Raw genomic sequence first — 12,292 nt, 5'->3', positions numbered from 1 at the left:
AAGGCTTGCATATATCGACGTACTTTTCTCCATACTAATACGGATTTCTTTTAAAGAAGGGGGGATCCGTATGGGACGCGGAAAAGCATTTGATCATAAGAAAAAAGGGCATAACCATCAACCGCCTAAAGGTGCGTTCATTCATAAAGATGTAAATGAACATACTTTAGAAGAGGAAGAGCTACCAGTAAATATTGAGACGTATAAAAATAGTTTGAAAAAACATTAAAAGCACCTACATAGGTGCTTTTTCAACGTATATCTTCAATTAATTGTTCCGATTCTTCATGCATACTGTACTCACTTAAAACTTGAATACAGAGCCACTTTAGTTCTTCGATAGTATGTTCAAGTTCTTCAGGAAGCACGTGATGAATGTCTTCAAGTCCCATTCCGAAATGAATAAGTTCAAGCACTTGATCATCGATGTTCCGATCCATTAATAGTTCAAGTACTTCTAAATTGAATATGTATCGGTGAGCTTCATCGAGTGAAACCACTTTTAACTTCAAGCTTTCTACAATACTCAATATAAAAAGAAGAATTGTTTTTTCAAGAACAGGCTGTTTTTCCATTTGAAATATTAGTTTCATCTTTCACACCTCCACATATAGCGCTAGGTTGTACTATATTATTCAGGAGGGGGGAGCAAATATGCATGATATAGAGAAACTTTCAGTACGGTTTTTGTGAGGGGACGGATAGCTGATAAAGTTGAGTGTTTTATGCAACAAAAAAATCCTGCTAGTATAGCAGGATAACTCAGAATTAAAAAATGCTCCATCCTTCTTGAGCAGAAAGAAGTTCAAGAATTTTAAAACCAGCGATACTATTTCCGTTTGCATCTAAAGCCGGCCCGAAAATACCAATTCCCATTTCTCCTTTTACGCAGCCGAAAATGCCACCAGCTACACCACTTTTTGCTGGAATACCAACACGAATCGCAAATTCACCAGACTCGTTATACATACCGCATGTAACCATAAATGTTTTACAGATTTTTGTAATATGTTTAGGGATAATTTGTTTTTTCTTATATGGATCATATCCATCCATCGCAAAAATTAAGCCGATACGCGCTAAATCGATACAGTTTACTTCAACTGCACATTGACGAGTGTATAAATCCATAAGTTCTTCGATGTCACAATCGATAATTCCGTTTTGTTTCATATAGTAACAAAGTGAACGGTTTAAGTAAGCTGTCTCTAATTCTGAATTGGCAACTTTAGAAGAATAATTAATAGTAGGATTATCTGTTATTTCACGTACAAAATGAAGGATGCGCTCCATTTTTGCTTCATTATCTTTTCCTGTTAACATGCTTGTAATGGCTAGTGCCCCTGCATTAATCATTGGATTAAGTGGCTTAGAAGGACTTGTCGTTTCTAACTTAATAATAGAATTAAATGGATCACCAGTTGGTTCCATTCCAACTTTAGAAAATACATATTCTTCACCACGATCTAAAAGGGCAAGTGCAAGTGTAATTACTTTTGAAATACTTTGAAGAGTAAATAGTGTTTGTGAGTTGCCAGCATGGATGTATTCTGTTTCTTTATGGAAAATGGCAATCCCTAAATCATCTGGATTTGCATTTCCTAGTTCGGGGATGTAAGTAGCAAGCTTTCCTTTTTTCGTATATGGTTTTACTTGTTCTAACAACTGTTGTAAGTTGTTTGTTTCAATGCACTGCATAGTACCAACGCTCCTATTTCGAATTAACTAAGTTTACTTTTCCCGATATGCTCGGAAATAAATAATAACATGAAAAAGTGGAATGATAAAACGAAAGTTACATGTTCTATAGTAGGTATTTCGTTTCGAGTATTCTATATTGAAAAAGGAGAAATTCCCTTTTATATAACAGTTTGGAAATAGGAGATTTATCCATAAAAAATTCGAAAATAAAAACTACACATCTATACAACTATATGTTATTATGGTTATGTAAATAGAAAGCGTTTTCTAAGGCGTACTTATAATGATAACGATTTCATAAATTTGATAGGGGGAATTAAAATGTTGCAGTTTCTACAACGTATTGGTAAAGCATTAATGCTTCCAATCGCCGTACTACCAGCAGCAGGATTATTGCTTCGTTTAGGGCAACCAGATGTATTTGATATTCCTGTTATGGCACAGGCCGGTGCAGCAGTTTTTGATAATTTAGCACTTATTTTTGCAATTGGTATTGCAATCGGTCTTTCAGTTGATGGTAGTGGTGCAGCAGGTCTTGCAGGTGCAATTGGTTATCTAGTTATGAAAAACAGTATTGATGCACTTAGTAAGGGATATTCTACTGTAGAATTACAAGATAAATTAGGCAAAGTTCAAGATTTAGTAGGTAATAGCGCTAATGTAGATCCATCTAAGCTTGCAGATACAATGACACAGGTATCTAAGGCAGCCGAATTATCGACTAAAGTGGATATGAAAGTTTTAGGTGGTATTATTGTCGGTGTTATAGCAGGACTTCTTTATAATAAATTCCATAAGATTAAACTTCCAGAATGGTTAGGATTCTTTGCTGGAAAACGTTTCGTTCCGATTGTTACATCGGTTGTGATGTTACTATTAGGAATTCTATTCGCACAAATTTGGCCAGCAATTCAAAATGCTATCGATGCATTAGCTCATGGAATTGTTAATTTAGGGGCAGTTGGTTCAGGTCTATTTGGTTTATTAAACCGTCTATTGATTCCAATCGGTTTACACCACGTAATGAACACATACTTCTGGTTTGTACTTGGTGACTTTACAAATGCAGCAGGTAATGTTGTAAATGGTGATATTGCTCGCTTCCTTGCAGGAGATAAAACAGCGGGTATGTTTATGACTGGTTTCTTCCCAGTTATGATGTTCGGTTTACCAGCAGCATGTTTCGCAATGATTGCGGCTGCTAAACCAGAAAACCGTAAAATGGTTACAGGTATGTTAGGTGGTCTAGCATTAACGTCATTCTTAACTGGTATTACAGAACCAATTGAATTCTCATTCATGTTCTTATCACCAGTATTATATGGTATTCATGCTGTATTAACAGGTCTGTCTCTATTCATTACAACAACACTCGGCATTCACGATGGTTTCACATTTAGTGCCGGTGCAATCGATTACTTCTTAAACTTCGGTATTGCAACAAAACCAGTATTACTCGCGGGAGTCGGTTTAATTTACGCAGTAATTTATTTCGTTGTATTCTACTTCTTAATTAAGAAGTTCGACCTGAAAACGCCTGGTCGTGAAGATGAAGAGGAGCTAGCTGAAGGTGAAGAAGCTCCAGTTGCAGGTTCAATTGGTGAAACTTATGTAGCAGCTTTAGGTGGAAAAGAAAACTTAACAGTTATTGATAACTGTGCAACACGTCTACGCTTACAAGTGAAAGATGCTGGTCAAGTAAACGAAGCAGCATTAAAACGTGCTGGTGCAAAAGGTGTTATGAAATTAAGTAACACGAGTGTCCAAGTTATCGTAGGTACAAATGTTGAATCTGTTGCCGATGATATGAAAAAACACGTATAAATAATGAGATAAGAGGATATCCAAAAAGATTGATAACATCAATTTTTTAGAGGATATCCTCTTTTTTTGTTAACAATTTAACGGGAATCTTACTTTTGTAAATTTTCTTTTTCTTTTTTATGCATATAGGTTGGTAATATGTGCAGTGCGTGATAAAGTAGGGATGACGTCGAATGGAATGTCGAAAATCTATGAAAAAGATCTGGAATGAATCTTGTGTAGTGGAATTAAATTATCGGTAAATAAGGGGAAAAAAGCAATCATGGATCAAGAAAAAAATAATGCGAATGGGAAAGCACGTCAGCCGATTGTATACATAAAAAGAACAATCATTCTCGTCTTACTATTTTCACTTGTATATTTCATGTATACAAAAATTGTTGCGCATAATAAGAAAGAAGAAACTTTAAAAGCAGCGGCAGAAATGAAGAAACAAGAAGAGCTGAAAAAGAAAGAAGAAGAAAAAAAGAAACAAGAAGCACAAAAACAAAAAGAGCAGGAAGAACAGGTGAAGCAAGTACAAGCTGCGGAAAAGCCTGCTGAGGGACCACCTCAAGAAATTAATGAAAACGCTCAATTAGATCAATATTTACAAAACGCAGGATTTAGCGGGACAGCTGTTATTGTGAAGAACGGAAAAGTTCTTTTGAATAAAGGATACGGTATGGCGAACAAAGAGAAACAAGTACCGAATAATTCAGAGACAACTTTTTATATTGGTTCTATTTCAAAGGCATTTGTAGCGACTGCTATTATGCAATTAAAAGATCAAAATAAATTAAATGTAGAGGATACGATTGCAAAGTATATTCCAGATTTTCCTCAAGGTAATGGTATTCAGTTAAAACATTTACTAACACATACATCAGGAATTCCAGAGTATGAGCAGGGAACAGAGGATATTTCTCATGAAGAATTGATAAAACGAATAGGAAAGCAAAAGCGTATTGGGAGTCCAGGAGAGAAATGGAAGTATTCCGATTCGAACTATTCTATACTTGCCTACATCGCTGAGAAAGTAAGTGGCCAACCGTTAGAAGAATATATTAAGCAGCATATTTTTGCACCTGCTGGTATGAAACATTCTGGTTTTGGTAGAGAGTTAGAACAAACAAGATTCCCATCAACGGGTTATAAAATAGTAAATAACAATATGACAACACCTAATATTCCAAGTATGTCACAACTATATGGTTGTGGTGATATATATACAAGCGCACATGATTTATATTTATTTAATGAAGCACTCTTCTCTGGAAAGTTAATTTCAAAAGAGAGTTACGATCAAATGTTTACAGGCGGAAAAAAAGATTACGGATTTGGTTGGTATGTAGACCCGGGAAGTTATTCGAATCACGGTGTCATGCTAGGATGGAATTGTTTAAATGGATTTAGTAAAAACGGAAGTGTTTATGTCGTTTTATTATCTAATATTCAAAATAACATTAAATCATTTGGTAAAGTGAATAACGACATTTATACGATGTTGCGAAATATTGAAGTGTAAGAGACTATCCTATTGGATAGTCTTTTTTTTATTGAGGAAGTGTAGGGGGCGATGAGATAATGAAATAAAGTGAAACTTTAATCAGTGGGGGTCTTACTGCCCGGCAAATAGCGGGATAAATGAAAAAGGGGGAGGGATATGAGTATACATAAGCATCACGCACGTAACGCGAAACGCATTTTTTTTGTAGCTGTCATCGTATGGATTATTGTCACAATTGGATTAGTAATGGAATATAAAAAAGGGATGCTATTCACTTCGGAGAAAGAAAATCTAAAATTAATAGGTGTTGTACTACCAGCATTTGGATTGTTAATATATAGTTTTATAGAAAAAAGAAGATCAAAAATGCTTAAACAGGAAAATTATAATATAGAGACTTCTGAATTATTTGAGCAACAAAAATTTGTTGTTCGTAAAGAGGTAGGGATATTTCAAGTAATAACATACTTTGGATTAGATGGTAGTGCAGTAGGTTTTTTAAAAGAAGAGTATGATTTTGTTATGCAACGTGTATGGCAAGCTGTACTTTCTTTTTTGGTTAAGGGACTACATAAGCAACAATTTTATTTGTATAATCACTCGGGAGAAAGATTGTTGTGTGTTCGAAAGAAGACCGGAGTACGCAATTTCTATATTTTTTCCGATGTAGAGGGAAAGAAAATTGGAGAATTGAAACAAGTACTAAGTTTAACAAAGTGGGAATGGATCTTTTTAGGAGTGGATGGTAAAGAACTTGGTAAAGTGACTGGGGACCTTTCAGCAACAATGCAGAAAATAGATTGGCGAGATGGAACGCATATTGATGTGAAAGAAGATGGTATTCCGTTAGAAGCTGTTAAGTATTTCTCGGCAAGTAGTGGTTCACTAGTTACAGCTTCTATAAGTGAACAGGCAGAATTACCACGAGCGGTTTATTACAGCGTCTCTGCCATTGTTACAATTAAAAATTAAAATATATATAAAGATAGATGGGATACCATCTATCTTTTTTGTGTGATTAGAAAATATTGTTTCTTTGAAAAATGTATGTCTTACCTATCACAAAAAAAGCCTGCTTTGTATACATTAAGATGTATGGATGTATTTTTGTAACTTTAAAATAATAGGAGGAGAAGTGTATGTGTCTGTTCGGTAAGTATTGGAAAAAGTTATCGAGATTGTTTAATAGGCAATTAGATTATTTTTTAGACAATAAGTTATTGCCCGCTGTGGAAAGACTTTTATTTTCACAAAACTTCGCGAGATTTATTCAAAGAAACTCTAAGCAAGCTACGGAAGAATTTATTGAATCAAGTAGATTTCAATCTATTATTTGTAACATTTTAAAAGAATGTAATACATCACCTTTTAAAGAAATCGCAGAGCAGTATTTGGGGAAAAACGTAGAGATTACTGTGACAGTTGGACAGTTAACAGGTGTAATTGTGGCAGTTGGAGATGATTTCTTAACACTGCAAGAAGGAATAGGAACAGAAGTTTTATTACCATTTACAAGTATTATATCAATTAAAGAAGCGTAAGAAAGGAGAATTATATATGTTATTTACTGATGAATTGCGTAACCATGTTGGTGAGTTAGTGCAAGTTGTGACAGCGGTTGAAATTGTTGCAGGTATTCTGTTATCTGTGACAGACGGGGCAGTAAGTGTTCGTACTTCTCCTTCTTATGGACCACCGGAAGATATAGTTGTACGTATCCCTATTATTTCTTATGTTCGCTTGGAAGGGTAAGAGTGATACAAGTATGAGAGTATCAGTTGTTATTCCAGTGCATAATGAAGCAAGTACTTTATCACAAGTTTTAGTAGAAGTGGAGAAGCTCGAACCATATGAAATTATTGTAGTAGATAATGGATCGACAGATGGGACGAAAGAAATAGCGTTACAACACCATTGCCGAGTAATTTATTATAAATATTCTCTTGGCAATGATGTTGGACGGGCGATTGGAGCAAGAGAAGCGAAGGGTGACATTGTTTTATTTTTAGATGGTGACATCGTTATTGATAATAAAGAATTACAACGTTTCATAAAAGGAGTTCGGCAAGGTCACCAAATTGTTGTGAATAATTTAACATGGTCCGTTTATTTAAAGATGAGGCCGCATTATACGACAGTTGGAAAGTTTATGTTGAATCGTTATTTGGATAAAAAAGAGCTTGTTGTTGGTTCTTTAATTGCAATTCCACACGCAATGAGTAGAGAAGTTATTCAGAAATTTGGTTGGTGGAATTTAGCAGATCCAGCACTGTTTCAAGCGATGGCGATGTCTAGAGGAGTAGATATTGTCGATATGGCCTCGGTCGATGTTATTCATACAAATAAAGTACGTCCTGTTCATACTGGTACATCACCCGGTTCGCCTTATCCGAAAGCGACTAGTCGTATTATGGGAGATCATTTGCGTGCTTTGCAATATGTAATCGAAACATATGGTAAGCGTGGTGGTTTTTCGGAAGGAAATAGGGATAGAGGGTTTGTAGGAAAGTATAAACCAGTTGTATTACAAAAGAAAAAAGCGAAATATAGTGCTATTATCCCAGTATCAGAAGAAAAGATGACTATAAGGTCTGTTATACAAGAAGTAAAAAAAGCAGGTGTAGATGAAATTATAGTGGTTGCGAATGGAGCTGATAGGGAGACAATTAAACAAGCAAAGTTAGAGAATGTTATCGTTATTGAATTCGAAGAAGCACTCGGCCATAATGTGGCCCGAGCGATAGGAGCTATGCATGCCACGGCTGATATTTGTTTATTTGTCGACGGTGATTTTGTTATTCCGGAGAAAAAACTAATTCCATTTTTACATGCGATTGAAGATGGACATGATGTGGCATTAAATGATTTACAGTGTTTATTAGATATGTTTCATCCGGCAGATCCAATTAGCATGGGAAAATATTTTGTGAATTTGGTAGCGAAACGACCAGATTTATGGAATAACTCATTAACGGCAGTACCACATGCTATGCATAAAAAGGTAATAGAGAAAATAGGATACGATTCTCTTATCATTCCGCCACTAGCCCAAATGAAAGCTATTTTAGAGGGATTCTCTATTACAGCGGTAGAGTTTGTAGATGTTATAAAAACAAATCGGGTACGCCCAGAGCAACATGGATTTGTAAATGGGCGTATTCCAGCATTTGACCGTATTTTCGGCGATCAAATTGAGGCAATTGCATATTTATTACAATCCACAGATGAACGCGGGAGTTTTACAGATGGAGAGCGGGATAGAAATATAATTCAACAATTGAGAAAGGAAGAAGAGAATACAGATGAATGTTAGTAGTACAGTTGCCATTATCGGATTAGGATATGTTGGCCTTCCTTTGGCAGTTCATTTTGCAGAGAGAGGACATACAGTAATTGGATTAGATAAAGATACTAGAAAAATAGAATCGATTATAAAAGGAGAAAGTTATATTCCAGATGTTTCTTCTAAATTGTTACAAAGTTTATTGACTAAAAAAAAATTAATAGTAAATACACCAGATCAAGGTATTGCTGATTTTCAAAATAGTGATTATGTTATTGTCACTGTTCCGACTCCAATTAATGAAAAAAGAGAACCAGACTTAAGTGCCCTCATTTCAGCTTCTCATTATATACAACAACACCTTCAAAAAGGACAAACCTTCATTTTCGAAAGCTCCACATATCCAGGCACACTTGAGGAAGTGATTATTCCGATTGTTTCTCAAGCAGGTCAAAAGGTAGGAGAAGATTTCTATATCGGATATTCCCCTGAGAGAATTGATCCGGCTAATAGTCACTATTCCGTTCAAACGATTCCAAAAGTTATTAGTGGACAAACAGAAAAGTGTAAGCAAAAAGTACAGGAGTTGTATAGTACTACATTTGATGTAGTTGTTCCAGTTAGTTCTCCGAAAGTAGCTGAAATGTGTAAGTTATTTGAAAATATTCAGCGCCTAGTCAATATTTCATTAGTAAATGAGTTAAACACACTATGTGAAAGTTTAGGAATTGATTTTTATGAGGCGCTTGAAGCTGCATCTACAAAACCGTTTGGATTTACCCCATATTGGCCAGGGCCAGGGATAGGGGGACACTGCATTCCAGTAGACCCTTTATATTTTCAATGGAGAATAAAAAAGAATGGAGCAATTAGTCAATTAATTGAGGCGGCACATGTAATTAATGAAGAAATGCCAGAGAAAATAGTCCGGAAAGTAAAAGGTATGGTGCAATCACCTGCATCAGTTTTAATTGTAGGAATTGCGTATAAGAAGGATGTAAATGACTTAAGAGAATCACCAGCGTTGCCAATTATTGAATTGTTAATAGAAGAAGGATATGAGATAGAATATCATGATCCATATATTTCTTCTGCAAAATTTGGAGATAAGGTGTACCAATCTGTTTCTTTGGATGAACAAGTCATTAAACAAGCGGGTTGTATTTTAATTTTAACTGATCACTCTAATATCGATTGGAAGCTTTTTAAAGGAATGAAGCGAGTAGTAGATACACGTGGAATTGTAAAGAAGGTGAGTGTATGAGTAAAAAATGTTTAATTACAGGTGGAGCAGGATTCATTGGATCGCATCTAGCTGAAGAATTGGTGAAAAGAGGTTATGGGGTCACAATCGTGGATAACTTCTATAAAGGAAAAAATAAATATCATGATGAGTTAATGAAAGAAATTCGGGTTATTCCAATAAGCGTTTTAGATAAAAGCTCAATTTATGAATTAGTAAATCAACATGATGTAGTGTTTCATTTAGCAGCAATTTTAGGTGTGAAAACGACAATGGAAAAGAGTATAGAGCTTATTGAAACGAATTTTGATGGAACGAGAAATATTTTACAAGCAGCGCTAAAAGGAAAAAAGAAAGTAGTCTTTGCATCTACTTCAGAAGTATATGGTAAGGCAAAGCCACCCTTCTCTGAAGAGGGGGATCGATTATACGGAGCGACTTCTAAAATACGTTGGAGTTATGCAATTTGTAAAACGTTAGAAGAAACATTGTGTTTAGGATACGCTTTAGAAGGTTTACCTGTAACGATTGTTCGTTATTTTAATATTTATGGTCCAAGAGCGAAAGATGGTCCGTATGCAGGGGTAATCCCACGATTTATCAGTGCAGCCCTACAAGGAGAAGACATTCTCGTATATGGAGATGGAAAGCAGACACGTTGCTTTACGTATGTGAGTGATGCGGTAGAGGCAACGATTCGAGCGATGGATGAAAAGGTAAATGGTGAGATTATTAATATAGGTTCTGAGAATGAAAAGAGTATAACACAAGTAGCAGAAGTAATTAAAAAGCTAACGAAATCTTCTTCAAAGATTGTCCAAGTTCCTTTCAAAGAGGTATACCCACATGGCTTTGAAGAAATTCCAAATAGAAGACCAGATATAACGAAATTAAAAGAACTTGTGCAGTTTCAAGCGACAGTAACGTGGGAACAAGGATTGAAAGAAACAATTAAATGGTTTCGTGAAGAAAATAATGGCTAAGTCGCTATCAATTATTATTCCTGTATGTAATGAAGCGGATACGATTTCAGACGTTATTCAATCGGTAAAAGGATTAAATCCAGTAGAGATTATTGTAGTAGCAAACGGTTGTAACGATGGTACAGAAGAGGTTGCCAGTCGTTTAGGGTGTAAAGTAATCAAGTATACAGAGCTACTCGGGAACGATGTTGGACGTGCGGTCGGCGCAAAACACGCGATAGGTGATGTACTACTATTTATAGATGGAGATTTTGCTATTCAAACTTCAAAATTACAATTATTCCTGAATCCAATTTTACATGATCAGGCCGACATCGTTTTAAATAATTTGGACGCACTATTTTTAAAGAAACAAAAACCGCACTCCGTGACAGTATGGCGCCAAATATTAAATGCAATGTTAGAGCGTGAAGAGTTAAAAATTGATTCTTTATTATCTGTACCTCATGCGTTGACAAAAGAAGTTGTTCAAAGCATTGGATATGAGTGTTTTGTGAATCCTATTGTAGCTCATTTACGCCTATTACAAAGCAACTGGAGGATTAGTCGTCATTGTGTAATTGATGTTATTACGCCAAATAAATTTCGGCCGACCAAGCATGCTGCGTATGGAACGGGTCTTTCTCAATCTGAAAAACGGATGATAGGTGATCATATAGAAGCTGTATCGGAGCGAATAGTGGGCAGTAATGAGCGCGGAGGGTATTATGATGGAAATAGGAAAAGAGAGAGTGTTTATCATACTTTAAGTTTCGAAGATTTTTATCAAGGATGGGGCGTCACATCTAAGTTGTATAAAGGAAAGCAATTATCGGTCATTATTCCTGTACAAGATGAAGAGAAAACAATTGGCAACGTTATAGAAGAGCTCCGCAAAATTGAACCTTTTGAAATTATCGTTGTTGTAAATGGTTCGTCTGATAAAACAGCAACGGTTGCAAAAAACAAGGGAGCAACAACAATTGTATATAAAGAAGCACTTGGAAATGATGTAGGGCGTTCACTTGGAACTTATTTTGCAAAAGGAGAAATTGTATTATTTATAGACGGTGACTTTGTTATTCCAGCTAGGGAATTATATCCTTTCGCAAAAGCAATTGCAGATGGAATGGATGTCGCATTAAATGATCTAAATCATTATTTAGATTTAAGAGTACCGCTTCATCTTGTAACTGCATTTAAATATGCATTAAATTTAGCTTGTGATAGAAAAGATCTAGGAGTAGGCTCTCTTATCGCTGTACCGAATGCGTTTAGTCGTAAGTGTTTGAAAGAAATCGGATATAGATCTTTACTTTCACCTTGTGTAGCCCAAGTGAAAGCTATTCTGTCAGGATTCGAGATTGCGTGTGTAAGTCGTGTAGAGGTCGATAAGATGAACCGTATTCGTCCCAGTGAACATTTTGCAAAAATAGGTCATCCTCCAGCTGTCTTGCGAATTATAGGTGACCATATAGAAGGATTAGAGCAATTAATTGTATTGGAAGGCCGTCGTGGTGGATTCTATGATGGGAATAGAAAAAGAGATGCTTTAGAGTAGTAACAAAAAAAGTGTACAACATATGTACACTTTTTTGTTCTGTTATAAAAACTATAACAGATTAGGAGATAAGAGTATTACAGCTCTACAATGGGTATTGTTCTTATATTACAAAATAGGACTCGTATATAAGGATACCAAAAAAATACAATTAAGGAAAGGGTTAATTATAAAGACTTTTAAGTGAAGTTAACACTATGTATATAGTTGTTTGCTCAACATTTCACAA

Annotated in this window: 13 protein-coding genes; 11 read left to right on the top strand and 2 right to left on the bottom strand. The window is 35.5% G+C overall.

Features of this window, described 5'->3' with window-relative positions; genetic code table 11:
• Positions 1-70 precede the first annotated feature (70 nt).
• Positions 71-229, top strand: coding sequence for a hypothetical protein (locus ACXVYO_RS09865; RefSeq protein WP_458466861.1), 159 nt, complete (start codon positions 71-73; stop codon positions 227-229).
• A gap of 22 nt (positions 230-251) precedes the next feature.
• On the opposite strand, the gene ACXVYO_RS09860 is transcribed toward ACXVYO_RS09865, so the two are convergent.
• Entirely contained in the window at positions 252-593 is a 342-nt protein-coding gene (locus ACXVYO_RS09860) for a DUF3969 family protein (protein ID WP_000766602.1), read from the bottom strand.
• 175 nt (positions 594-768) lie between these two features.
• On the bottom strand, positions 769-1,698 hold the full coding sequence (gene glsA, locus ACXVYO_RS09855) for a glutaminase A (protein WP_458466860.1): 930 nt from the start codon (positions 1,696-1,698) through the stop codon (positions 769-771).
• A gap of 69 nt (positions 1,699-1,767) precedes the next feature.
• Between glsA and ACXVYO_RS09850 the strand changes: the two genes are divergently transcribed.
• The 10 genes from ACXVYO_RS09850 (at position 1,768) to ACXVYO_RS09805 (ending at position 12,063) form a co-directional block, all read left to right on the top strand.
• Positions 1,768-1,881: a transcriptional regulator gene (locus tag ACXVYO_RS09850; RefSeq protein ID WP_458466859.1), complete on the top strand. Its 114-nt coding sequence runs from the start codon at positions 1,768-1,770 to the stop codon at positions 1,879-1,881.
• A gap of 141 nt (positions 1,882-2,022) precedes the next feature.
• Entirely contained in the window at positions 2,023-3,525 is a 1,503-nt protein-coding gene (gene nagE / locus ACXVYO_RS09845; RefSeq protein WP_087979328.1) for an N-acetylglucosamine-specific PTS transporter subunit IIBC, read from the top strand.
• Between the two features lie 262 nt (positions 3,526-3,787).
• Positions 3,788-5,032 (top strand): serine hydrolase domain-containing protein, encoded by a 1,245-nt coding sequence (locus ACXVYO_RS09840; RefSeq protein WP_458466857.1) that lies wholly within the window; start codon positions 3,788-3,790, stop codon positions 5,030-5,032.
• A gap of 138 nt (positions 5,033-5,170) precedes the next feature.
• Positions 5,171-5,986: a sugar ABC transporter ATP-binding protein gene (locus ACXVYO_RS09835; RefSeq protein ID WP_458466856.1), complete on the top strand. Its 816-nt coding sequence runs from the start codon at positions 5,171-5,173 to the stop codon at positions 5,984-5,986.
• 167 nt (positions 5,987-6,153) lie between these two features.
• Positions 6,154-6,555 carry an LSm family protein gene (locus tag ACXVYO_RS09830; RefSeq protein ID WP_000335520.1) on the top strand — a complete coding sequence of 134 codons (402 nt, stop codon included), beginning with the start codon at positions 6,154-6,156 and terminating at the stop codon, positions 6,553-6,555.
• A gap of 16 nt (positions 6,556-6,571) precedes the next feature.
• Positions 6,572-6,766, top strand: a complete 195-nt coding sequence (locus ACXVYO_RS09825; RefSeq protein ID WP_458466855.1) for a hypothetical protein — start codon at positions 6,572-6,574, stop codon at positions 6,764-6,766.
• Complete coding sequence (locus ACXVYO_RS09820) at positions 6,747-8,327, top strand: glycosyltransferase family 2 protein (protein WP_458466951.1); 1,581 nt, start codon at positions 6,747-6,749, stop codon at positions 8,325-8,327. The genes ACXVYO_RS09825 and ACXVYO_RS09820 overlap by 20 nt, the downstream gene beginning before the upstream one ends.
• Positions 8,317-9,561: a nucleotide sugar dehydrogenase gene (locus tag ACXVYO_RS09815; RefSeq protein WP_458466854.1), complete on the top strand. Its 1,245-nt coding sequence runs from the start codon at positions 8,317-8,319 to the stop codon at positions 9,559-9,561. Before ACXVYO_RS09820 ends, ACXVYO_RS09815 begins: the two co-directional genes overlap by 11 nt.
• Positions 9,558-10,523 (top strand): NAD-dependent epimerase/dehydratase family protein, encoded by a 966-nt coding sequence (locus ACXVYO_RS09810; RefSeq protein WP_458466853.1) that lies wholly within the window; start codon positions 9,558-9,560, stop codon positions 10,521-10,523. Before ACXVYO_RS09815 ends, ACXVYO_RS09810 begins: the two co-directional genes overlap by 4 nt.
• Positions 10,516-12,063: a glycosyltransferase family 2 protein gene (locus ACXVYO_RS09805; RefSeq protein WP_458466852.1), complete on the top strand. Its 1,548-nt coding sequence runs from the start codon at positions 10,516-10,518 to the stop codon at positions 12,061-12,063. Before ACXVYO_RS09810 ends, ACXVYO_RS09805 begins: the two co-directional genes overlap by 8 nt.
• Positions 12,064-12,292: the final 229 nt, after the last annotated feature.

Source organism: Bacillus sp. BC08 (assembly GCF_054326875.1).
Note: the sequence above shows the minus strand (reverse complement) of the source record. Positions and strands in the feature narration are given on the sequence as shown.